The sequence below is a fragment of the Mucilaginibacter sp. P5_A4 genome, from assembly GCF_056400605.1.
This window is the reverse complement of sequence record NZ_JBFUKX010000015.1, coordinates 18142-41968: the sequence shown is the minus strand read 5'-3', so window position 1 is coordinate 41968 and position 23827 is coordinate 18142. Positions and strand designations below refer to the sequence as shown.

Genomic DNA, 23827 nt, shown 5'->3' with positions numbered 1-23827 from the left:
TATTATGAAATTAAAGATCCTTTTATTGATCGCCCCCTTACTCACATTTTCTATATCGCTTTTTGCAAATACCGCTGTTGATTCTATCGGCGTTGAAAACCAGAACGGCAAAAAAGTTATTATTCACAAACTTGATCCAAAAGACAACTATTACTCTATTGGCAGGCGCTATAATGTGAGCCCCAAAGCCATTATACAGTTTAATAACAATGCCACGCTAAGAATTGGAAGTACTATTAAAGTGCCCACTGAGCAGCCCTTTGCCGAAACAACCGCGCAAACAGCGGCACCTGTACAACAAACCAAACCGACCGTTCAAGCGCCTGTTGTACAGCAAAAACCACAGGTACAACCGCCAGCTAACAAGCCACAGGTTCAACAACCCGTAACACAACAACCGGTATCACAACAGCCAGTAACACAGCAACCGGTTACCCAACAGGCATCACCTGTGGTACAGCAACCGGTAACAAGTACACCAAAACCAACTACACCCGCTCCTCAGCAAACTGCTGATGTTAATCAGGATAATGTTCAGCAGTACAAAGTATCGGCCGGAGAAACGTTATTTTCAATAGCCAAGCGCTTTGGTACTTCGGTTGAAGATATCAGGAACCTTAACAGCTTAAGCACTGATGATCTTAAACCCAACCAGATCATTAAAGTGCGCAGCGGCATGCCTCCCGAAGACAGGACAGTAGCCAAGCAGGATGCGCTAAAAACGGATTCATCAACCATGGCTATTGATAGCGCTGATGCCAAATTTAAAGCCAACCGTTTTGGTTTGTATGAAAAAAACGAAAAGGGTGTAGCCACATGGGTTGATGATACCAGTCTGGACCCTAAAAAAGAATTGGTTTTACACCGTACAGCTCCTATTGGTACCGTTATTAAAATCACTAACCCCATGAACAACCATACCACCTATGCAAAAGTAGTTGGCAGGTTTACCGATAGCGAAGCCACCAAAAACGTGCTTATTGTAATGACCAAGAACACTGCCGATGCTTTAGGTGCTTTGGATAAACGTATAAATGTGAACATCAGCTACGGCAGCCCTAATGAATAAACCTTATATTATTGGAATTGCCGGTGGAAGTGGCTCTGGCAAAACCTTTTTTTTGAAGTGTTTCCTGGAACATTTTACCCCCGATGAGGTTTGCCTGGTATCACAGGATGATTATTATATCCCGGTGGCCCATAACATGACCAAAGAGGAGAACAAACTGTATAACTTTGATTTGCCGGATACTATTGATCATCAGCATTTCCAGGAGGATATCAGTAAGCTTTTAAATAAGGAAGCCATTCTTAAGCACGAATATACTTTTAATAACCCCGACGCGATTCCCAGGGTACTTGAAATTAAACCCGCACCTATTTTAATAGTAGAAGGCCTGTTCATTCTGCATTTTAAGGAGATCTCCGAACTGCTGGATATGAAGGTATTTATTGATGCCGATGAAGATATAGCCCTGCAGCGCCGCCTTAAACGCGACCTGATAGAAAGGGGTTATTCGCATGACGATGTGATGTATAAATGGCTGAACCATGTAGTACCCGCATATAAAGAATACTTATTGCCATACAAGGATGAATGTGACCAGATAATCACCAATAACAATCATGTTGCCGATGATATTATAAGTGTAACAGAGGAGATATCTGCAAAATTGAGAACCAAACTATTTTGATTTGAAGATTTGGTAATTTGAAGATTTGAAAATGCTTTTCTGCTTTAATTTTCAAATCGGCACATATTCAAATTTTCAAATTAATTAATTACCTATAATTTTCCGGGTTTGATCATAGTAGTCGGCCTTGGTAATTACGCCGGCGTTAAACAGGTTTTGTAGTTTGAGCAATTCGGCCTCTACTTTAGGGCAGCAATCAGATGTACCTAACCTGTAACTTTTCAAAGGGTCTTTTACCGTTTTAAGTCCCCATACCAGCGAAACTATCCAACCGATGATGGTCCATCCTAAAAAGATGTTGAGTAACAATACCGACCTGTAATTACATTTTTCGCAAGCTAATATTGACGGCAGAAAATATATGGGTGTTGCAATTACTAAAAATATAAAAAGCAGTATTAGTTCGGGAAGACCTATCATATAATTTAATTAAACTAAGAACTTATACGCAATATAACAATTAAATGACGCATATATTATAAAAAAAACATCAGAATTTTCATTTTTTTTGATATTAGAGCGTAATCTCCGGTATTTCTCCTTCCACAATCAGCTTCCCGGATGTTGCCTTTATTATTTCCTCTACGGTTACGCCGGGGGCGCGTTCCAATAGTTTAAAGCCACCTTCGGGCAACACATCAAAAACGCCCAGTTCAGTCACAATTTTTTTCACGCAATGAACACCTGTTAATGGCAAACTACATTGAGCCAGTAGTTTGGACTCCCCTGCTTTGTTTACATGCTGCATAGCTACAATAATGTTTTCGGCCGATGCCACCAGATCCATAGCGCCGCCCATACCTTTTACCATTTTACCGGGAATTTTCCAGTTGGCTATATCGCCATTTTCGGATACCTCCATAGCGCCCAGGATGGTGAGGTTAACCTTCCGGGCCCTGATCATCCCAAAACTCATAGCCGAATCAAAAGTGGCTGACCCGGGCAGCATGGTAATAGTTTGCTTACCCGCGTTGATCAAATCCGCATCTTCCTCACCTTCAAAAGGGAATGGCCCCATCCCCAGTAAACCATTTTCTGATTGTAATACCACATCCATGGTTTCGGGTATATAATTAGCCACCAGTGTAGGGATCCCTATCCCCAGGTTAACATAATAACCGTCTTTTATTTCTTTAGCAATCCGTTTTGCTATTCCTTGTTTGTCTAACATCTACTTGATTTGAAAATTTGATGATTTGAAAATTTGAAAATGTCTTTTTTCAAATTAACCATTTTTCGCGCTTGCAATAATTTTAGATAAAATCTTAATGATCACTTTTAATTTGTCAATCAGCATTTCGTTAAATGGATAGCTTTTAGAAAATTGACAAAGCAATAAAAAGTACTCAGTCTCATCTGCCTCTTTAGCGGCTACCTTAAACTTATGTATAAAATCATTTTTACTTTCTGCGTTTTGAGCCTCACGTACATTTGCTCCTATTGAGGTGCCTGACCTGATAATCTGTCTCGCAATTGCGAACTTTTTGTTTGCCTCCAGTTCTTCCGAAAATTCGATGATGTCGAGCGCAAATTCAAATGTTAGTTTAACAATCAGGTTTTCCTTGTCGTCTCTCATTAAGGTCAATTTATTAATTCTGATAATTTATTTTCAAATCTTCAAATTAACAAATTTTCAAATCGACCTCACTGTCCTGTGCTCTATCCTCTTCTCATAATCTTTCCCCTGGAAAATCCTGTGTACGTAAATCCCGGGCGTGTGGATATGATCTGGCTCTAACTCACCCGGCTCAACAAGTTCCTCTACCTCGGCTATGGTTATTTTACCGGCCATGGCCATTACAGGGTTAAAGTTACGGGCGGTTGATTTGTAAACAAGATTACCCATGGCATCTCCCTTCCAGGCCTTTACAATAGCAAAATCGGCATCAAAGGCCATTTCCATCAGGTAATCCTTGCCATTAAAATTACGCACTTCTTTACCTATAGCCACTTCGGTACCTACTCCGGCCGGTGTAAAAACAGCGGGCATACCATAACCGGCAGCCATACAACGGGTAGCCAGGGTACCTTGCGGTATCAGGTCTACCTCCAGCTCGCCGCTCAGCAACTGGCGTTCAAATTCGGCGTTTTCGCCTACGTAGGACGAGATCATTTTTTTTACCTGTCTTTGCTTCAGCATCAGGCCGATGCCAAAATCATCAACCCCGGCATTGTTGGATATGCAGGTGAGTTGCTTTACCCCTTTTTTAACAAGGGCTGCTATACAATTCTCGGGCAAACCGCACAAACCAAAGCCACCCAGCATCAGGGTCATGCCATCCTCAATATCGCGGATGGCCTCGTCGGCACCACTAACTACTTTATTCATGTTCAATAATTGGTTACTCAAAACTACTAATAAGAAAGATAAAAGTTGGAAGGATAAAGGATAAAAGACGATTTGAGTATTGGCTTTTTTAATGCAGTTGGGCTCGGTTTATCCTTTAATAAACTAAACAATCTAAAACAATTGGAAAAATACGGCATTATATTATATATCAACTTATAAAAACCTATGGTACTAAACGACAAAGAGTTTTTGGATGATGATAAAAACCATTCGGAACCACAGGAAAACAACAAGCCCAATGCTTACCGCGTTGACGATGATAATTTGACAGAGGACGACCTGCAGCATGGCTTCCCTGCATCAAAAAACGATATGAAAAAACAGGATGCCCCCGGTATGGAAAGCCGCGGCATGGGCGGGCAAAACTTTGAAGAGAACAGCCTCACTCCTTCTGGCGATGATGAGGCAAATCCATTGCTAAACGTCGCGTATATCAATGCTCATTTCAAACAAACCCAACCGGTTGAAGAGCACCTGGAAAATAGCCATTTTAAAGATCCGGACCAGCCGGATCAATCAAACTATGATGCGGCTGCAATTGCGTTAGCAAACAGACGACCTGATGAAGGCAGCGATGGCACTACAAACATCTGCCGGCAACCTTACAAAAAAGGCCCTGCCGATAACGATGGCAATAATAATGGATGAAAAATGGGGGCCAGATAAAAGATAAGCAGATAAAATCATGCCTAATCTTTAAATCGTGTTACCACTTCACCGTTTTATCCATGAAAGCTATCAGATCATCGGCCATAACCTGCTGCTCTTTAGCGCTTGGGTGGCCACCGGTATTTTTGTAGGGAATCATGTGGGTATAAATAGCTTTATCATTTAAGCCGKCGACAGCCTTTTCAATATATCCCGGCCAGGGCGATCCTTCTTTGGTGGCATCCATACTCCCCAGGATACAAAGAATCTGCGCTTTGGGATATTTTTTACGGATATTTTTTACCATTTCGCGATAGGCCTTCACAATTTGCTCTTCCTCTGGCTTTTTGGTGCCAAAACGTTCTTTAAACTGTGGGTTATTGGGCAATTTCACTATCCACGAATCATTTTGGAACAGGTTGATAACCACGACATCCGGCGTATACCTGGTAAAATCCCATAAACTCGTCGGATCGGTTGGGTCCAATCGGTTATACATCTCGGGCATAATGAGCGGGAACCAGCTTACCAATACGCCTATGCCACTTTTAGCGGTGCAAACATACGAGGCATCATAATGGCGCGCGGTTATGGCTGCATAGCTTATATAACCATTTTCATAAGGTGCGCTCCCCCTATCCTRCCCGGTGGTATCCTCTACAGCGTAACCGCAGGTAATGGAGTTACCAAAAAATTCGATCTTACGTTTTTTAACCGGCGGCGCAGCCAATACAGAAGCACCTTTATCTAAAGCAAACTGGTAAAAAGTGGTTTTACCCATCTCCCATTCGGTACGTTTAAATATCTCCAGGCTATGCGGACCGGCAGGTAATCCCTGAGCCAGCGTATAGGTTTTCTTTACATTTTCAAGGTGAATTGTACTGCTTACTTTACCATCCAATACTACGGTAAAATAATTATCCCCACGTTCGTCCTGTAAAATAACAGATGCCCCGGTACCATCAAAATTAATCTTGGCTGACGAACCCGTCCAGTAAAATTCGGCAGCCTCATCGGTCATGTTGATACGGCCGGTATAGCGGATGTGTGCATCCTTGCTTTTGAGTACTAAACTTTGGGCGTTACAGGTAGAAAACGTTCCTGCCGAAAGCAGGAACAAAACAATAAAGTATAATTTATGCATTTTAAAAACGGGTTTATCCCTCTAAATTTATGAAACTTAATACCACAAAACAAATCAACTATAACATCCCCGCGATCGACCAATAACTTCCTTGCCGACCAACAATTATATCCCTCCAAACCACCTATAACAACCCTTACTGACCCAATAGCTAATGACAGTCCAGCGAAATGACCAATGACTACTGACCAATGACTGCTGACTAATCAACCGGTGTACCAAATTGGAGCAGGTAACCATTATAATCATAAACAGCAAATTCGCGCATCCCATAATTAAAGGTTTTAATAGGATAGCAAACTACGGCGTGGTCTTTTAATTCTTTCCAGATGTCATCAACCTTGTCTGTACGGATGTACAACGACCCGGTGAATTTTGGCATACCAAATGGCTCATGTTCATTTGGCAAAGCAAACATAAGCTCCACATCATCGCGGCTTACGGTTGCCCAGCTCCAGTTATCATCATATCCTACACAGGTAAAACCAAAGCTGTTAATATAAAAATCAACACTTTCCCTAACCTGCCGGGTATATAACATTGGCGTAATGCTCTTTAAAGCCATATGATAATATTTTTTTTATTTTAAATATACATAAGTTATTCCATCTCCGCCTCTATCGGCATGCTCATCTTCCATGCGGTCAACCTGATCGTACTTTTTAAGGTATTGCCTTATCATTTTGCGTAAAATCCCATCACCCTTACCATGAATTATCTTCAGGTTATTAAAACCCATCATCAGGGCGCGGTCAAACAGCTTTTCAATGGCGTGCAGGGCATCTTCGGTACGCTGGCCGCGCACATCAATCTCCGGGCTAAAATTAGCAAAGTCGCTGGTATGCGAATTCATGGTCCGCCTCACCTCTTTAGGCACTGATGATTTGCTCACTTTTTCTACCCGCTTCTTTTTGGCCACTGTACGCAAATCGCCAATGGCAATTACCACGTTATCCTTTATCAGTTCAATCACCTGGCCTGTAGTTTCAGAATCAATTAGCTTCACCCAATCGCCGGGCTTCAATTCCTCATCAACAGTTGCCGGGTTTGGTTTTGCAGGTTCAACTTTAACGGTATTCTTTTTAAGTTCTATATTCAGGTTCTCGCGCAGGGTACGGGTGGTTTCCTTATCGGCATTGCTGCTTTTTATTTCGGATATGGTATTTTCAACCAGCTTATTGGCATTCAGGATTATATTTTTAGCCTGGTCTTTTGCATCCCTTATTAACGCTTTTTTATTTTCTTCAAGATAGCTTTTCAGTTTTTCATTCTCGGCCTGCAGCTCGTTTACGCGGCGTTGCTGTTTATCCAGCTTTTGTTTGGTCTCAAATATCTCGCGTTTTTCGCGTTCAAGGTCAACCAGCAGGGTATCAACCTTTTTCTGGCCCTCGCTTATTTTGTTTTTGGCAAGGTTAAGCACATTCGCGGGCAAGCCAATCTTTTGGGCTATCTCAAAGGCGTATGAGCTGCCAGGCTTACCAACTTCAAGCCGGTAAAGCGGCTTCATCTCCACATTGTTAAACAGCATCGATGCATTCTCAATCCCTTCGGTATTGCTGGCAAATATTTTAAGGTTGGAGTAGTGGGTGGTTACCATACCCTTTACCTTTTTATGGTTAAGCGATTCCAGCACAGCTTCGGCAATCGGACCGCCAAATTGCGGGTCGGTACCGGTACCAAACTCATCTATCAGCACCAGGGTTTTACCATTAGCCTGCTCCACAAAATTTTTCATTTTAGATAGATGGGCGCTGTAAGTACTCAGGTCACTTTCAATCGACTGGTCATCGCCAATATCAACAAACAACTGCTTAAACACACCTACCACGCTGGCTTCGGCTGCGGGGATCAATAAGCCCGCCTGCACCATCATTTGCAACAAGCCTACCGTTTTCATACAAACAGATTTACCACCCGCGTTGGGGCCCGATACCACAATAATACGGGTACCCTCATCAATTTGCACATTTAGCGGCACAACCACTTTTTGCTCTTTTTTAAAGTTGAGGAACAGCAACGGATGCCGGGCATTAAATAATTTAAGCCGGGGCTCGTTCACCACTTGCGGCATTTCGCCCTCTACATCAATGGCAAACAAGGCCTTGGCGCGCACAAAATCAAGTTTGGTTAGCAGACTGTGGTACGATAGCAATAACGGCGCATAAGGCCGCAATTCGGCTGTTAAGGCGGTTAATATTTTTACTATTTCGCGGCGGCGTTCAAATTCAAGATCGCGCACGCGATTGTTGAGGGTAAATACCTCTTCGGGCTCCATGTAAACCGTTTGGCCCGATGCGGATTCATCATGAATAAAGCCTTTGAGCTTGCGCTTGTTTTCGGCCAGTAACGGGATACACAACCTGCCATCGCGCACGGTTAATGAACCATCAGCAGTCCACCCGCTCGATGAGGCATTTTTAAAGATCTGGTCTATCTTTTTACGTGCTTCCTGCTCGGCTTTGGCAATGCCCGATGTTATTTCCAACAGATCGCGCGATGCATTGGGTCTTATTTTTCCCTTGGCATCAATTACTAAATCTATTTTCTTAAGAATAGCCTTTTCTATAGGCAGGTGCTCAAACAGCGCCTCTAGGTTGGGGTACAATCCTTCGCGTTCGCTAAAATAAGCAATAACGGCAAACACCGTTTGCAGCGACGCCTGCACCTGGTAAAATTCCTCCTCGCTTAAAAAAACACCCTCAATACGGGCTTTATTGGCGAGCGACTTGATATCGAAAAAATGATGAATAGGCAGGGCGGCATCATTTAGCAGGATATTTTTAAACTCGTTTGCCTGGCTTAAAAATTTGGCTATCTGGTCAAAATTGCTCATCACCTGGATCTTATCGACCATTTGCCGGCCCATATCACTCAGGCAATGTGCTTTTATTAACTCCTTAACTTCGGTAAACCCAAGCTTATCAACACTATTTAATGGGTACAGCATTAGGTTTTGGTCTATGTTTTAACTTTTTAAAAGAATCTATTTTTAATAGGATCCGCTGTTTTGCTTTTGCGTCTTTAACTGAATCGGCCTTTTGATTAGCAGTTTTTGGTTTAAGATTCGCTTTCCTGGCAGAATCAGCCTTTAATGAATCGGCCCTGCGAACGGCAGCGTTCTTTTGGGTTTGAATCCGGTTTACCGAATCGCTAAGGGCTTTAATCTGCAGATCAACCTTATCATATATGGCCATTAACTTATCAGGCTCTTCGCTGTAATAATCCATACTTTTCCTGAACTGTGCCGAATCGGTACCGAATTTTTTAAATACAGCCAGGTATTTGCCCATGCCATATTTATACAAACTATCGGGCACTTGTGTATTATTGTATAATGAGCCATCTACCACGTGAATTTGCACCAGCAAACGAGCCATAACATTGGGCTGAATATATTTATTGGGGACACTATCGCTTTTACAACCGCACCAAAAAAGCGTAACTGAAAAAAACAAGATTAAATATTTATGCATTCTGTAATTTAGCGGCTGATTAATTAAGCAAATTTACGGATAAATGAGCATTGCAGATAACATCAAAAGCTTAAAAAAAGAAACGGAGGCCAACAAGGTTATATTGTTAGCTGTATCAAAAACAAAACCGGCCGCCGACCTGCAGCAAGCCTACGACGCCGGGCAGCGTTTATTTGGCGAAAACCAGGTACAGGAACTGGTTGAAAAACACGAGCAATTACCTAAAGATATTGAATGGCACCTGATAGGGCACCTGCAAAGCAACAAGGTAAAATACATTGCCCCATTTGTGAGCATGATACAGTCTGTTGATAGCACTAAGCTGCTCCAGGAAATAAACAAGCATGCCCTAAAGGCAAACCGGGTAATTGATTGTCTGTTGCAAATTTACATTGCCGATGAAGAAACCAAGTTTGGGCTGGGTTTTGATGAAGCCATCGAACTGCTGAGATCAGAAGAATTTGCCACCTTCAAAAACATCCGCATCCGCGGTTTAATGGGCATTGCCACCAATACCGATAACGAAAAGCAGGTAAAAGACGAATATTACGAACTGAAGACCTTTTTCGACGGAATTAAGGTGAGCTATTTCAGAAAAGATGATAGTTTTAACATTTTATCGATGGGCATGTCGGCCGACTATAAACTTGCCATTGAACAGGGTAGCAATATGGTGCGCCTGGGCAGCACAATTTTTGGTACCCGGGTGATAAAGCATTGGAAAAATAACTAAGTGGGTGAGTGATGAGTGGTGAATAGTGAATAGTGATTAACAGAATTAAGAAATTTACAGAATTGGAAAACGATCAAATAGCAAACCAAACCAATCAAAAGCTCCCCCTTCAGGGGGCGGGGGGGGCCGAACTTCGCGTTGCCACTATTGAAGATTGCCCACGCCTGATGGAACTGGTAAATGAGCTGGCCCTGTATGAAAAGGCGCCGGAGGAGGTTACCGTTACTTTAGACGAATTTATAAATGCCGGTTTTGGCGATAACCCGGTATGGAAGGCTTTTGTGGCCGAGGTTGATGGAGTAATAGTAGGCTTCGCGGTTTATTATATCCGCTACTCTACCTGGAAAGGTAATCGCATGTACCTGGAAGACCTGGTTGTGACCGAGGAATATCGTGGCAAAAAAATCGGCAGGCTATTGTTTGATCGTTTGATCCGGGAAGCCAAAGAACTGGGCTTTAGCGGCATGGTTTGGCAGGTTTTGGACTGGAACGAACCGGCTATTAACTTTTACAACAAATACGGAGCTACTATTGAATCCGGATGGCTTAACGCATCGTTATCAAAAGAGCAACTTCAGAACTTTTAGTTGTTTGAAATAAAACGAGCTGTCGTTTTAAAATTCGGAGGCACGCTTGAAGAGGGAAATGACGTTACTAAAAGGTTTGTCATCCTGAACGCAGTGAAGGATCTATTCGCAGACTGTACAAGGCGAAGAAGCATGGTGGAGAGTGGATCCTTCACTCCGTTCAGGATGACAAAATGTTTTTTTACAATATCTGGATAGAATAGACTGGAAGCTATGATGCGCTTCATTTAAGTTTCATAAACGGTTAAAATTTAAACAGCTTATACATGAAAAATATCATTAGGCACTGTTTTATTTTTGTTGCTTTTGCATTTGCATCGTGCCAGTGGGGTGTTCCGCCAAAAAAAATGGATGAAACGGTAAAGGATACGCTTACCTACACTTACAAAACCATTCATGAGCGTGCGGCAGATTGCGGCAGCAAGCCGGATAATGGTTGTACCGTAGTAAAAATTAGTTACCCGTTTTTTGATAGTGCCAAAACATTAAATAATTTAATTACCAGCAACCTTGCCAACTTATTTCCTGCAGATAAGAAGGCCGACAGCACCGTTGAGCAAATGACCAAAAACTTCCTGCGGTCACATACTGACTTCAGGAACAGCGACCCAAAATCGGCCATGTTTTACAGGCTGGATAGTTATGCAAAAGTAATTTACCAGGATTCGGGCCTTACAACGCTTGAAATTGGTGGCTATATTTTCCAGGGCGGCGCACACGGCAGCTCGTTAACCACCTTTGTAAACTGGGATATTGACGCCAAAAAGAACCTTAAGCTTGATGATATTTTTGCTGCCGGTTATCATGATGAGCTTAACGCTGTTGCCGAAAATATCTTCAGGAAGAATGAAAAACTGAGCGATACAGCATCGCTGGCCCGCGATTATTTTTTTAAAGATGGCAAATTCGCGCTCAATAATAATTTTTCGGTTACACCTATAGGTATCAGGTTCGTATACAACCAGTACGAGATTAAACCTTATGCTGCCGGCATTACCGGCCTGTTTATCCCCTATTCATCCATTAAACATTTACTACGGCCAAATACCGTAATTAGTCAATATATTAAATAAATGCTTGTATTTAAATTCGGAGGGGCATCGGTTAAGGATGCCGATGGTATCATTAATTTGGCCAGTGTTGTTAAAAAATATGCAGGTGAGCAATTACTCATCGTGGTATCGGCTATGGGCAAAACCACCAACGCGCTCGAAAAGCTTACCAAAGCCTATATCGATCGGGCTGATGATATGCACGAAATTTTTGATGATATCAAACAATACCATTTTGATATTTTACACGGCTTGTTTGAAGCCGGTCACCCGGTATTTGATGATATCGCCAATACTTTTGTGGAAATTGATTGGGCCATTGAAGACGAACCGCAGGATAGCTACGACTTTATTTACGACCAGATTGTATCCATAGGCGAGTTGGTATCTACCCGCATCGTTACCGCGTATTTAAATAAGGCCGGTATAAAAAGCCAGTGGCTTGATGTGCGCAGTTATATCCATACGGATAATACCTACCGCGAAGGCATAGTGCAATGGGATAAAACCCGGGCAAGCATCAGCGCCGATATCCCTTCCATGCTGACTAAAGGCGTGGTGGTAACACAGGGCTTTTTAGGCGGCACATCCGAAAACTTCACCACCACTTTAGGCAGGGAGGGATCTGACTATACCGCATCCATATTTGCGGCGTGTTTGGGCGCCGAATCGGTAACCACCTGGAAAGACGTTCCCGGCATCCTGAATGCCGACCCTAAGTTTTTCGCGGATACCGTAAAATTTGATGAATTATCTTATACCGAAGCCATCGAGATGACCTATTACGGCGCCAGTGTTATCCACCCAAAAACAATAAAACCTTTACAAAACGCCAAAATACCCTTGCTGGTGAAACCATTTACCCATCCTGATGCTCCCGGCACCGTGATCAAAGAAGATGGCATCAACAAGTTCGAAAAGCCTGTTATCATCCTGAAACAAAACCAGGTGCTGCTTTCCATTTCGCCTCTTGATTATTCTTTTATATCCGAAGATCATTTGAGCGGAATCTTCGGCTTGTTTGCCCAAAACCAGGTAAAGGTAAACGTAATGCAAACCTCGGCCCTTAGTTTTACGGTTTGTTTTGATTTTTATGCAGAGCGTTTTGAGAAATTGATAAACACCCTTAAACAAGAGTTTAAAGTAAAATACAACAGCGGCCTTACATTAATCACCATAAGGCATTATAACCAAAATTCGTTAAAAGATTTAATAGCCGATAAAACGGTGTTACTGGAGCAACTAAGCAGGAATACGGCCCAGTTGGTGGTGAAGTAAATATAATGTAATGTAGATGCAATGACGTGGCTATTTAACGGCATAGAAACTTACGAAGCTTTAAACGGCGAAGCCCTCAACGAGGCCAAAAACAATATCATCGAGTTAAAGCTTCGTAAGTTTAGTCCTGATAATCCCCCTGTGTAAACTATACGCTCATCAGGCTTTTAAATCATCTGTTTTTTCGACAAAATACCGCCAAACAACTGCGGCTATTATGCTTCCTAAAATCGGGGCAGCTATAAAAAGCCATAATTGCGAAATTGCCACTCCGCCTGCAAATATTGCCGGCCCTATACTTCTGGCAGGATTAACAGAAACCCCTGTTACAGGTATACCAACTATGTGAATTAATACCAGGCTTAAGCCTATAGCTAAACCGGCAAAACCACCATGAATGTTTTTTGTTGAGGTAGAGCCAAAAATCACCAGCAGGAATATAGCTGTAAAAACCGTTTCGGCAATAAAACCCGATAGCAGTGAGTACTTTTGGGGCGATGCCATATCATAGCCGTTTTGGCCCAGCCCGTTTGCAATATCAAAACCCGGCTTACCACTTGCAATAACGAATAAAATACCGGCCCCTGCTACGGCTCCTAAAACCTGGGCAATAATGTAACCAAAGCTTTCTTTGGCTTTCATTCTTCCGGCCACTACCATACCAATAGTTATTGCCGGGTTAATATGACAGCCAGAAATGTGACCTATAGCATAGGCCATAGCCACTACCGATAAACCGAAAGCAAAAGAAATACCCAAAAGCCCAACTCCGGTTGTTCCGTTGGCTCCTGCTATTACCGCGCTGCCGCAACCCATTAAAACAAGCACCATTGTTCCAATAAATTCTGCTAAGAATTTGTGATAGTTATTATTTTCCATGTTTTGATATTTTTAATAAAAATGGCTTAAAATATTCATAAAGCATAAAAAAAATAAAGATATTTTCCTTAAAATTAGACTATTAATTATTTGCGGATTAAATTGATTAGCAGCAATGCCACAAGGATGGTAATAGCCTTCCTGCTATGCTTCGGCAGGCTGCCGATAACAAGTTGTAGAAAAAGCCTTTTGTCATGCTGAACGGAGTGAAGCATCTATTATTCGCCATGCTTCGTCGCCCTGTACAGCCTGCGAATAGATCCTTCACTCCGTTCAGGATGACAAATCTTTAAAAAGGGTCATTCTCTATTTCAGAATCTCCGGATTTTACAACTCAATGGAGTTGTGGCTGTTGTTGGGTTAATTGAATAAACATCGCATCCTCAATCCACCACCAAAACCCCGTCAGCCATAATTTCGATATCCTTTTTTGGCTGGGTGATCTTTGCTATCTCGTTTTTGCTTTTGCCTGCATCAGCAGCGTAGTGCTGCAGTTTGGCTACCGATGTTTCATTCACATTGGCCTTACCTTCAACAACCACCGTTTTGCCAACAATATTTTGCGGCATAAAGTAGGCATAGTCTGTAAACCGTACCATTATTGGGTTGCCGGTTTGGCGGGCAATTTTCATAAAGCACCCTTTTTTGGTACAAACCTCAACCACCTTGCCTATCACCCTTCCATTATAAACAGAATCAGTAGTTAAAGCAGCATTAAGGGATGTAACATCTATAGCTTTATCGGCAGTAATGGCTTTGCCATAAGTTACGCCAGCTGCCGCCGGGGTAATTTTTGTTTGGGCAAAACTTATAACAGAGATGAATAATGCAGCTGTTAAAAGGGTGAGTGCTTTCATGGTTTTAATGTAATAAATTAAGTGATAGTTACAAAATTAACAAACAAAACGGCCTTTTGCCTGCATCCGGCGGGATTTATATGCCCGTTTTTAGCCGGGATAAATTATATTTGAGCATGAAGGCAATGAAGATCATCAAAGACTCAACAACTATCGGGATAGGAATTTTATCGGCCGGGTTTGGCCTCAAAGGCTTTTTATTATCCAGCCATTTTATTGATGGCGGTGTAACAGGTGTATCTATGCTTATCGCCGATCTGTCGCCCATCCCTATTTCGGCACTTATTTTTGTTATCAACGTCCCTTTTTTATGGCTTGGTTATAAAAAACTGGGGTTTCCGTTTGCCTTAAAAAGCACATTGGCTATTGGCTTATTGGCCATTTGCCTGGCTGTTATCAAATTTCCGGATGTTACGCACGATAAGTTACTTACCGCCATATTTGGCGGGGTATTTATAGGCACCGGCAGCGGCCTGGCCATACGCGGCGGAGCCGTACTTGATGGTACTGAAGTGGCGGCTGTGCTGGTGAGTAAAAAAACACAGTTACTTAAGGTGAGTGATTTTATTTTGCTGCTCAATGTATTAATTTTTGGCCTGGCGGCATCTTTCCTGGGTGTTGAACGTGCCATGTACTCCATATTAACCTATATGGCTGCCGCCAAAATGATAGATTTTATACTGAATGGTATTGAGCAATACTCGGGCATTACGGTTATATCTACCCATAGCGAGGCTATCCGCCGGGCTATTACTATTACACTTGGCCGTGGTGTAACTATTTACCAGGGCAAAAGCGGTTACGGTAAAGATGGCCATGTGAATGATCCGCGCGATATTGTTTTCACCGTGGCTACCCGTTTAGAGATCCCTTCATTAAAACAAACCATCCTGCGCATTGATCCTAAAGCATTTATTGTTCAGCAGAGCGTGGAAGATACCACCGGCGGATTATTAAAACGCAAAGGGCTTCATTAATATTGATCCATATGAGCAAACTAACACCTTTTCATGTTGCAGTACCGGTTTATGACCTGGAAGAAGCACGCAAATTCTATCGTGAAGTGTTGGGCTGCAGCGAAGGACGGAGCGATATCAACTGGACCGACTTTAACTTATACGGCCACCAGTTTGTGATCCACCTGAAACCTAAACCGGCAACAGCAGCAAAACACCATTTTAACCCTGTAGATGGGCATGACGTACCTGTGCCGCACTTTGGCGTTGTACTGGAATGGGACGACTGGACCAACCTGGAAACCAGGCTAAAAAAGCATAACGTTAAATTTGTAATTGAGCCCTACATCCGCTTTAAAGGCCTGCCCGGCGAACAAGCCACCATGTTCCTTCTTGATCCTTCGGGAAACGCGCTGGAGTTTAAGGCATTTAAAGATATGGGGCAGTTGTTCGCGGTTTAATTACCCGGGAAAGCCGTAATTCTTTTTCACAGCTTTAATCCATTCCCTGGCTATCAATTCGTGCCCGGCAGGCATCGGATGTACGCCGTCCCAGGTCCAGAACACGGCGGGTGCTTTTTTGAGCGCCGCATTAAAGATGGCCTGCAAAGGAACAAAAATGGCATTGTGTTTTTGCGCCAGTTGTTTAGCCACCAATTGTCGCGGAGTTATTTCATCCTGCCAACGTTTTAAATCGCTATTCACCTGGCCAACTGGCAAAATAAACGGCTCGCAAATCACAAGTTTAACATCGGGTAGCGCGGTTTTAGTTTGATTAAGCAGGGTATCGTAGTCGTCCCTAAACTGATCAACGGTAGTTGCATTGTTGTTGTGGATTACGTGGTGCACATCGTTTACACCGATCAGTATGCTCAGAACGTCAGGCTTTAAATCTAACGTGTCTTTTTGCCAGCGGGCTTGCAAATCCCGTACCGTATGGCCGCTGATGCCTCGATTTAAGAACATCATTTGCTGATCGGGATGATCAAACCAAAGCCTGGCTGATATGAGGTATGGAAAACTTTGGCCCATAATATGGTTCCAATCCTTGTCATATGACCGCCCGCCATCGGTTATCGAATCGCCCTGGAAAAGGATGGTTTTGATACTGCTGCCATCTTTAAACACGTTTGATAAAGGCGCCGCAAAAACATGAGGTACAGCAATGGTGCTTAATGCGGTTAAGGCAGCCTTTTTTATAAAGTCGCGTCGTTGGTTCGTTTTATTTTGGGTCATTCCGCAGTATGTTTCAGTAGTAAGTAAGTTGCCGTTTCTGGTTTCGATAAAGCTGATTAAATTTTTGAGCCTGTTATTTTATACAACATCCCTTTTTTAGTATTAAAACTGGTTAAATAACCGTTAACTGTTTTAACCGACCGGGCTTGTAGCCCGATAATTTTTACCGGTACGTGCGTGCGCAGTTTACATGTGCCACCGGTTACTGATAAAACCGACGCGGTAACTATCTGCTTGTTTTTCCAGTTCATGGCTATCTCGAAATTGCCACGTGCTTTTAAACCCGAAATATTTCCTTCGGCCCAGGCATCGGGGATGGCGGGCAGCAGGCTAATCTCGCCCGATTGGCTTTGAACCAGCATTTCGCACATGCCGGATAATGCCCCAAAATTGCCATCTATCTGGAACGGCGGATGGGCATCAAAAAGGTTGGCGTATGAACCGCCGCCGTTGGCATAATTGGTTTTTGACGACCCGGTGAGCTTTAACAGGTAATGTATCATTTTATAGGCATGGTTGCCGTCCAGCAATCGTGCCCAAAAGTTAATTTTCCAGGCCAGGCTCCACCCCGTGCCGGCATCTCCCCTAAGCTCCAAAGTTTTTTTTGCCGCTGCCGCCAGTTCCGGGGTCTCGATAGGAGAGATCTCGTGGCCGGGAAATACGGTAAATAAATGTGATACGTGCCTATGGTGCGGATCTGTGTCTTCCCAATCCTTATACCATTCCTGCAGGTTTCCTTTTTTACCAATGTGTAAGGGGTACAATTGCTGGCGATAGGCAATCACCGAATCGCGAAAAGCCTTATCGGTACCTAACTCACCGGCGGCATCTATAACGTTGTTAAACAAATCCCAGATGATGGCTATATCCATGGTAGTGGCTACAGATACGGTGCCTTGTTTGCCTTTATCGTCAATAAAACTATTTTCTGGCGATAGCGAAGGAGCTGTTACCAGGTACCCTTTGTAAGGAACTAAAAAATCCATGCAAAAATGAGCGGCGCCTTTCATGAGCGGATAAGCAGTATTCCTGAGATAGGCCTTATCATTTGTAAACTGGTAATGCCACCATAAATGTTGCGATAGCCATGGCGATCCCATTGTCCAGTTGGCCCACATCGGGTCGCCGTGCCCTAAATCGCCTACCGGGTTTGATAAGGCCCAGATATCGCTGTTATGGTGCACCGCCCAGCCCCGGGTATGGTAAAATTCTTTGGCTGTAACCTGACCCGTAACTGCGGCGTTTTTAATAAAGTTTATAAAAGGCAATTGCATTTCCGACAGATTGGCCGCCCCGGCGGGCCAATAATTCATTTGCACATTGATATTAGTGGTGTAATTTGAGCTCCATGGCGGTCGGATCTCCTTATTCCAGATGCCCTGCAAATTGGCCGCTGGTCCGCCCGGGCGGGAGCATGAAATCAGTAAATACCTGCCGAACTGAAAGTACAATGTTTCAAATAAAGGGTCTTTAGCCCCTTCCGAATAGTTAAACAGGCGCTCATCTGTTGGTACTAATGCGTTTTTGTCACCGGCAGGGGCCGCAAGGTTAAATGATACCCTGTTAAAATATTTATGGTAATCGGCATAATGATGTTGCAATAACTCCGGCCAGTTATATTTTATGGCTTTATCTAAATAATCTGCTGCTAATTTGTGCTCGTCTTTACCTTCGCTATCCGGGCATTTATCAAAGCCGTTAAAGCTGGTTGCGGCCGATAAAAAAATAGTTACATCAGTAGCGTTTTTCACCGTAATGCCGTTAATATCGGCGCTTACTTTTCCGTCTTTATTAACCGCTTTTACCTGTAATTCATAGCGCATTCCACGGCAACCGGGTTTGTCATTGAGGGCAAGCGTATCTTTCAAGTTGACATAACTGGGCTGCAGGTGTGATGGGGCTTGCCCTTTCATTAAAATTTGGTTGTTGGATACAACAACGTTCTGATATTTTAACCCATTACCGGTACCTAAGGTGAAATTTAGCCGGCCTGTTTTATTTGCTGTAAAACGGATAATGATTACCTGGTCGGGTGCCGAGCTAATGATCTGCCTGGTATATTCTACGCCATCGATTGTGTAACGGGTTGTGGCAATGGCGTTCCTGATATCCAAATCGCGATAGTAGGTTGTCGGGATAGTATCTTTCAGCTGCTGGGTAATAGTAAGATTGGCCAGCGGCAGATAGGATTCTGAGAAATAGCCCTGCATTTTTTTCGCATACTCATTGGCCTGGGCATAATCTTCGTTTTTTAGCAGTGCTTCCCTTGCCAGCAACAAATTGTCATAAGCTTTAGGGTTTACGTTGGTACGTACGGGGCCGCCGGTCCATAGGGTGGCCTCGTTTAGTTGGATCAGTTCGCGGCCTACGCGGCCAAATACCATAGCACCTAGTCGTCCGTTACCTAATGGCAGGGCCTCTGTCCAAACTTTTGCGGGTTGTTTATACCAAAGTTTTAAGTTTTGCTGGCAAAAGCCCGTCAGCGGTGCCAGCGCAATCAATAAGGTTGCTAATTTTTTATCCATAAAGCCGATGTATAGGTTTATAGCAGCTAAATTATAAAACTTAATTGGCTTTAAATATGCAATGTTATAAGCGTTATTAACTAGAGGCTTACCCTGTTAATCCACAACTTTTACCGGGTGCTTATGCTCGTCAATGGCCACAAAGGTAAAAGTACCGGTAATGGCCTTTTCGCGTACAAAGGAGTACATCTCTTCAATAAAGATCTCTACCAGTACTTTCATACTGGTATTACCAATGTGAGATACAGTGCCCACCAGTTCAATGATGGTTCCTGAGGGGATGGGTTTGTTAAAATCTATCCTGTCGGATGATACGGTTACCATTTTTTTACGGGAAAAACGGGTAGCGGTTATAAAAGCCACTTCATCCATCATAGCCATTGCCGAGCCGCCAAAAAGCGTATCGTAATGGTTGGTATTATTAGGGAATACGGTTTTAAAGATCCGCGTTTCTGATGCTTTGATTCTTTCTTCTGTGGTCATTTGATGGTGTTGAAGGCTGAGGCTAACAAAACCGTCATTGCGAGGTACGAAGCAATCCCAAATTGGCAAAGCCGCTCTGTAAGCAGGGGATTGCTTCGTACCTCGCAATTACGGTAATTTAATATTTTCCGGTTGCTTACGCTGTTCTTAACTTACCCCATTTTAGCAGGGTAGCGCCCCATGAAAAGCCTGCCCCAAAGGCGGTAAATATCATGTTATCGTTGTATTTAAAGTCGTCTTTAAAATCCCAAAGGCAAAGCGGTATGGTGGCAGCGGTAGTATTTCCGTATCTATCGATATTTACTTTAACGCGGTCTTCTGGTAAGCCCAGGTTTTCGCCTACAGCATGGATGATCCTGTAGTTGGCCTGGTGCGGTATCAGCCAGTTAACATCATTTATTGTCATGTCGTTGCGTTTTAATACCTCGGTACAGGTTTCTGTCATTCCTTTTATAGCAGCTTTAAACACTACCCTACCCTCCTGGCGAATGAAATGCTGATTTTGTGCAACAGACTCGGCTGTAGCCGGGATCTTTGAGCCACCACCCGGAACCAGCAGGTATTCCCTTCCATGTCCATCGGTTTTAAAAACACTATCTACCAAACCAACATCTTCGGTAGTTGGTTCAAGCAAAACGGCTCCGGCCCCATCACCAAAAAGGATACAGGTATTGCGGTCCTTATAGTTGATGATAGCACTGTTTTGATCGGCGCCTACCACAATCACTTTTTTGTACCGGTTGCTTTCAACCAAACTGCCACCCAGGGTATAGGCATATAAAAAGCCGCTGCAGGCAGCGTTAACATCAGTAGCCCAGGCATTGGTTAAACCCAGCTTATCGCAAACAATGCTGGCAGTTGATAAAAGTATATGATCGGGGGTTGAAGTAGCAATTATTAAGCAGTCAATTTCTCCTGGTTCCAGACCTGCATTTTCTAATAAGTTTTTTACGGCATAGGTAGCCATATCTGAGGTAGCAAGTAACGGATCGTTTAAAATCCTCCTTTCCTTTATTCCTGTTCTTGATACTATCCACTCACTGTTAGTATCAACCATATTTTCTAAATCACTATTACTCAATATATTATCAGGAACAAAACCACCAACACCTGTTATAACCGCGTTACTTTTTAATCTCATAAATGCAAAAAATCTGAAAAAACAGGCAATTATACACAAATTGCCTGTTTTAACGGGTCAGGATACTATTGTTTCTACAACTAACTGACGAAGTTGTTTCGCTGCCTGTACCATATTTTTGAGTGCGGTCTGTGTTTCGGGCCATTTCCGGGTCTTCAATCCGCAGTCGGGGTTAACCCATAAATTACCAGCTGGCAGTAATTCTGATGCTTTCTCCAGCAAGCTTACCATTTCGCCAACCGTAGGTACCCGCGGCGAATGGATATCATATACTCCCGGACCAATCTCGTTTGGATATTTAAAATCGGAAAATGCCGCTAACAGCTCCATTTGCGAGCGCGAAGTTTCTATCGTGATCACATCGGCATCCATATCGGCAATGTTGCCAATAATATCGTTAAACTCGCTATAGCACATATGCGTATGGATCTGAGTTTCGTCCCTTACCCCGCTGGCCGAGATGCGGAATGCGCGTACTGCCCAGTTGAGGTAATTTTGCCAGTCCTTTTTACGCAAAGGCAAGCCTTCCCTAATGGCAGGCTCATCTATCTGGATCACTTTGATACCCGCTGCTTCCAGCGCCACAACTTCGTCCCTGATGGCCAAAGCTATCTGGTTAGTGGTTTCGGACCGGGGCTGATCATCGCGTACAAACGACCATTGTAATATAGTTACAGGGCCTGTAAGCATGCCCTTCATTAGTTTTTGGGTGTTTTGCTGCGCAAAACTACTCCACCTAACGGTCATATCCGCCGGGCGGCTCACATCGCCATAAATAACCGGTGGCTTTACACAGCGGCTGCCGTAGCTTTGTACCCATCCGTTTTTGGTGAACAGGAAACCATCCAAACGTTCGCCAAAATATTCCACCATATCGTTGCGCTCAAACTCGCCGTGTACCAATACATCAAGGCCTATCTCTTCCTGCCAACGGATGGCATCAATGGTTGCTTTTTCTATTTCGGCATCATATTGTGCAATGGTTAATTCACCTTTTTTGAACCTTGCCCGCAATGAGCGAATATCATCAGTTTGCGGGAACGATCCTATGGTAGTTGTAGGGTACAGTGGTAATTTAAAGCGTTGCTGCTGTATTTTCTGACGGGTTATGAATCCGCTTCCACGCCGGGCATCAGCATCGGTAATGGCAGCAACACGTTGTTTTATTTCCTGCTTATGAATAAGTTTGGAAATATTGCGGCTGGAGGTAGCACGCAGGTTATTGTGCAGCAATTCGTTATCGCCGTCAATAATCAGGGCCAGCTCATTCACTTCATTCAGTTTCTGTTTGGCAAAGGCCATCCAGTTTTTTATTTCGGGGATAATGTCAGTTTCCAGGTCAAGATCAAATGGTGTATGCAGTAACGAAGAGCTTGGCGCTATCATCACCCTATCTTTCCCCAATACTGCAATTGCTTTTTTAATATGCGTTAGTGAGCGCACATAGTCGTTTTTCCAGATGTTGCGGCCATCAACAACACCCAACGAAAGGCTAAGCTTATCGGGTATCAGTGAAAGCACTTTGTACAGTTGATCCGGCGCACGCACCAAATCAATATGAATGGCGCTTACCGGCAAAGTTACAGCCAGTTCGGTATTCTCGTGCAGGCTTTCAAAATAGGTAGTAAGCAGCACTTTAATATCCGGGCAGTTTTTGCTGATCTCTGTATAAGCATAGGCATACGCTGCTTTTTCTTTTGGGCTGAGATCAAGCGCCAGGAAAGGCTCATCTATCTGTACCCATTCGGCGCCATAGCTTTTCAGCCTTTTTAATACCTCGATGTAAACAGGCACCAGTTTTTTAACCAGGTCGATCTTATCAAAACCGGGTTGTTTTTCTTTACCTAATAAAAGATAGGATACAGGGCCGATCAATACCGGTTTTGGTATGTTGCGGGTATGTTGCTTGGCAAGGATAAACTCATCAAACACCTTTTCGCTAAAGAGCCTGAATTGCTGGTTCTGTACAAACTCCGGTACAATGTAATGGTAATTGGTATCAAACCATTTGGTCATTTCCATGGCGGTAACATCAAGGCCATCTTTTTGATAGCCGCGGGCCATGGCAAAATACAGGTCGATCTCGGTATTGGCTTTGTTTTGGGTTAAAACCTGGGTATAACGCTCGGGGATATTGCCCAGCATCAGCGAGGTATCCAGCGCCTGGTCATAAAAGCTGAAATCGTTACAGGGGATAAGGTCGATACCGGCATCAACCTGGGTTTGCCAGTTTTGCAAACGGAGCTGCCGGGCAACGGCAAACAGATCATCACGACTGATTTTACCTGCCCAGTACTGTTCACTGGCCTTTTTGAGTTCACGGTGGGCACCTACACGAGGATACCCTAAATTGTTTTTGAGCATACGCATAAAACTTTTTTGGTTAAACATTAATTTGAATTAATGCTCCTTACGGTTTTCGGTATGCTTTCGGAGGAAATGGTAATAAAAGGCAAAAGCGTAACGTACAGGCATACGAGGGCCATGTAGGTCATTCTTTTTTCTTTGACTACTGCTTCATTACGCGAAAGCATTGTCTTTATACATTGGGGCAAGTATCCTGGCTTGTAACATTGTTGCCGTCCTTCTCATCCGCACAGGGGCGAACAATGGACATTGTTAAAGGCAACAACCTTTTATGTTACTTACAGTTGCGCGACAGCCCGTGAATTACACACGGTTCCTTATTAATCCCTGTGCTTTAAACACCGGGAACCACTCTGCAGAAAAAAAGTAAAGAACTTTATTGGGCGTAAAGATGGGAATAAATGTGCAGATTTCAGATTAGAAAT

The 23827-nt window shown here is 43.3% G+C and carries 25 protein-coding genes and 1 riboswitch; of the genes, 10 read left to right on the top strand and 15 right to left on the bottom strand.

Features of this window, described 5'->3' with window-relative positions:
- Window positions 1-4: 4 nt before the first annotated feature.
- Together AC1DQW_RS11495 and AC1DQW_RS11490 are read left to right on the top strand one after the other, a co-directional pair.
- On the top strand, window positions 5-1069 hold the full coding sequence (locus tag AC1DQW_RS11495) for a DPBB and LysM peptidoglycan-binding domain-containing protein (protein WP_477454208.1): 1065 nt from the start codon (window positions 5-7) through the stop codon (window positions 1067-1069).
- On the top strand, window positions 1062-1694 hold the full coding sequence (locus AC1DQW_RS11490; RefSeq protein WP_477401004.1) for a uridine kinase family protein: 633 nt from the start codon (window positions 1062-1064) through the stop codon (window positions 1692-1694). Before AC1DQW_RS11495 ends, AC1DQW_RS11490 begins: the two co-directional genes overlap by 8 nt.
- An 84-nt stretch (window positions 1695-1778) precedes the next feature.
- Here AC1DQW_RS11490 and AC1DQW_RS11485 read toward each other — a convergent pair whose 3' ends face one another.
- From AC1DQW_RS11485 to AC1DQW_RS11470, 4 genes are all read right to left on the bottom strand, one after another.
- Window positions 1779-2114: a superinfection immunity protein gene (locus tag AC1DQW_RS11485; protein WP_477401002.1), complete on the bottom strand. Its 336-nt coding sequence runs from the start codon at window positions 2112-2114 to the stop codon at window positions 1779-1781.
- Between the two features lie 94 nt (window positions 2115-2208).
- Entirely contained in the window at window positions 2209-2865 is a 657-nt protein-coding gene (locus AC1DQW_RS11480) for a 3-oxoacid CoA-transferase subunit B (RefSeq protein ID WP_477416165.1), read from the bottom strand.
- A 54-nt stretch (window positions 2866-2919) separates the two neighbouring features.
- A complete protein-coding gene (locus AC1DQW_RS11475; protein WP_477454207.1) occupies window positions 2920-3270 on the bottom strand; it encodes a four helix bundle protein in 351 nt (116 codons plus the stop codon).
- Window positions 3271-3327: 57 nt separating this feature from the next.
- The gene (locus AC1DQW_RS11470) at window positions 3328-4023 is read right to left on the bottom strand and encodes a CoA transferase subunit A (RefSeq protein WP_477454206.1); all 696 of its coding nucleotides are present in this window, start codon (window positions 4021-4023) and stop codon (window positions 3328-3330) included.
- Window positions 4024-4209: 186 nt separating this feature from the next.
- Between AC1DQW_RS11470 and AC1DQW_RS11465 the strand changes: the two genes are divergently transcribed.
- Window positions 4210-4692, top strand: a complete 483-nt coding sequence (locus tag AC1DQW_RS11465; RefSeq protein ID WP_477454205.1) for an RNA-binding protein — start codon at window positions 4210-4212, stop codon at window positions 4690-4692.
- A gap of 58 nt (window positions 4693-4750) precedes the next feature.
- Here AC1DQW_RS11465 and AC1DQW_RS11460 read toward each other — a convergent pair whose 3' ends face one another.
- The 4 genes from AC1DQW_RS11460 to AC1DQW_RS11445 form a co-directional block, all read right to left on the bottom strand.
- Window positions 4751-5836, bottom strand: coding sequence for an SGNH/GDSL hydrolase family protein (locus AC1DQW_RS11460; protein ID WP_477454204.1), 1086 nt, complete (start codon window positions 5834-5836; stop codon window positions 4751-4753).
- A 202-nt stretch (window positions 5837-6038) separates the two neighbouring features.
- Window positions 6039-6401 carry a VOC family protein gene (locus AC1DQW_RS11455; protein WP_477454203.1) on the bottom strand — a complete coding sequence of 121 codons (363 nt, stop codon included), beginning with the start codon at window positions 6399-6401 and terminating at the stop codon, window positions 6039-6041.
- A 15-nt stretch (window positions 6402-6416) separates the two neighbouring features.
- Window positions 6417-8783: an endonuclease MutS2 gene (locus AC1DQW_RS11450; protein WP_477454202.1), complete on the bottom strand. Its 2367-nt coding sequence runs from the start codon at window positions 8781-8783 to the stop codon at window positions 6417-6419.
- Complete coding sequence (locus tag AC1DQW_RS11445) at window positions 8764-9309, bottom strand: DUF4296 domain-containing protein (protein WP_477454201.1); 546 nt, start codon at window positions 9307-9309, stop codon at window positions 8764-8766. Before AC1DQW_RS11445 ends, AC1DQW_RS11450 begins: the two co-directional genes overlap by 20 nt.
- Window positions 9310-9352: 43 nt before the next feature.
- Between AC1DQW_RS11445 and AC1DQW_RS11440 the strand changes: the two genes are divergently transcribed.
- The 5 genes from AC1DQW_RS11440 to AC1DQW_RS11420 all read left to right on the top strand — a co-directional run bounded on the left by AC1DQW_RS11440 (window position 9353) and on the right by AC1DQW_RS11420 (window position 13106).
- A complete protein-coding gene (locus tag AC1DQW_RS11440; protein ID WP_477454200.1) occupies window positions 9353-10042 on the top strand; it encodes a YggS family pyridoxal phosphate-dependent enzyme in 690 nt (229 codons plus the stop codon).
- Between the two features lie 167 nt (window positions 10043-10209).
- Window positions 10210-10629 (top strand): N-acetyltransferase family protein, encoded by a 420-nt coding sequence (locus AC1DQW_RS11435; RefSeq protein ID WP_477454276.1) that lies wholly within the window; start codon window positions 10210-10212, stop codon window positions 10627-10629.
- A gap of 266 nt (window positions 10630-10895) precedes the next feature.
- A complete protein-coding gene (locus AC1DQW_RS11430) occupies window positions 10896-11702 on the top strand; it encodes a DUF3298 and DUF4163 domain-containing protein (protein WP_477454199.1) in 807 nt (268 codons plus the stop codon).
- Complete coding sequence (locus AC1DQW_RS11425) at window positions 11703-12959, top strand: aspartate kinase (RefSeq protein WP_477454198.1); 1257 nt, start codon at window positions 11703-11705, stop codon at window positions 12957-12959.
- Between the two features lie 21 nt (window positions 12960-12980).
- Window positions 12981-13106: a hypothetical protein gene (locus AC1DQW_RS11420; protein WP_477454197.1), complete on the top strand. Its 126-nt coding sequence runs from the start codon at window positions 12981-12983 to the stop codon at window positions 13104-13106.
- A gap of 12 nt (window positions 13107-13118) precedes the next feature.
- Here AC1DQW_RS11420 and aqpZ read toward each other — a convergent pair whose 3' ends face one another.
- Together aqpZ and AC1DQW_RS11410 are read right to left on the bottom strand one after the other, a co-directional pair.
- Window positions 13119-13838, bottom strand: coding sequence for an aquaporin Z (gene aqpZ, locus AC1DQW_RS11415; protein WP_477400985.1), 720 nt, complete (start codon window positions 13836-13838; stop codon window positions 13119-13121).
- A gap of 383 nt (window positions 13839-14221) precedes the next feature.
- The gene (locus tag AC1DQW_RS11410) at window positions 14222-14695 is read right to left on the bottom strand and encodes a DUF4920 domain-containing protein (protein WP_477454196.1); all 474 of its coding nucleotides are present in this window, start codon (window positions 14693-14695) and stop codon (window positions 14222-14224) included.
- A gap of 125 nt (window positions 14696-14820) precedes the next feature.
- On the opposite strand from AC1DQW_RS11410, the gene AC1DQW_RS11405 reads away from it, so the two are divergent.
- Both AC1DQW_RS11405 and AC1DQW_RS11400 read left to right on the top strand, forming a co-directional pair.
- Complete coding sequence (locus tag AC1DQW_RS11405; protein WP_477400982.1) at window positions 14821-15672, top strand: YitT family protein; 852 nt, start codon at window positions 14821-14823, stop codon at window positions 15670-15672.
- 11 nt (window positions 15673-15683) lie between these two features.
- Window positions 15684-16112 carry a VOC family protein gene (locus AC1DQW_RS11400; RefSeq protein ID WP_477454195.1) on the top strand — a complete coding sequence of 143 codons (429 nt, stop codon included), beginning with the start codon at window positions 15684-15686 and terminating at the stop codon, window positions 16110-16112.
- On the opposite strand, the gene AC1DQW_RS11395 is transcribed toward AC1DQW_RS11400, so the two are convergent.
- The 5 genes from AC1DQW_RS11395 to metE form a co-directional block, all read right to left on the bottom strand.
- Window positions 16113-16886, bottom strand: a complete 774-nt coding sequence (locus AC1DQW_RS11395) for an SGNH/GDSL hydrolase family protein (protein WP_477454194.1) — start codon at window positions 16884-16886, stop codon at window positions 16113-16115. It lies immediately after the preceding gene.
- A 56-nt stretch (window positions 16887-16942) separates the two neighbouring features.
- On the bottom strand, window positions 16943-19411 hold the full coding sequence (locus AC1DQW_RS11390; protein WP_477454193.1) for a glycoside hydrolase family 95 protein: 2469 nt from the start codon (window positions 19409-19411) through the stop codon (window positions 16943-16945).
- Between the two features lie 96 nt (window positions 19412-19507).
- Window positions 19508-19894: an acyl-CoA thioesterase gene (locus AC1DQW_RS11385; RefSeq protein WP_477454192.1), complete on the bottom strand. Its 387-nt coding sequence runs from the start codon at window positions 19892-19894 to the stop codon at window positions 19508-19510.
- A 136-nt stretch (window positions 19895-20030) separates the two neighbouring features.
- Window positions 20031-21035, bottom strand: a complete 1005-nt coding sequence (locus AC1DQW_RS11380) for a beta-ketoacyl-ACP synthase III (RefSeq protein WP_477454191.1) — start codon at window positions 21033-21035, stop codon at window positions 20031-20033.
- Between the two features lie 57 nt (window positions 21036-21092).
- Window positions 21093-23399: a 5-methyltetrahydropteroyltriglutamate--homocysteine S-methyltransferase gene (metE, locus tag AC1DQW_RS11375; RefSeq protein WP_477454275.1), complete on the bottom strand. Its 2307-nt coding sequence runs from the start codon at window positions 23397-23399 to the stop codon at window positions 21093-21095.
- Window positions 23400-23568: 169 nt separating this feature from the next.
- A riboswitch (cobalamin riboswitch) is annotated at window positions 23569-23770 on the bottom strand.
- Window positions 23771-23827 lie beyond the last annotated feature (57 nt).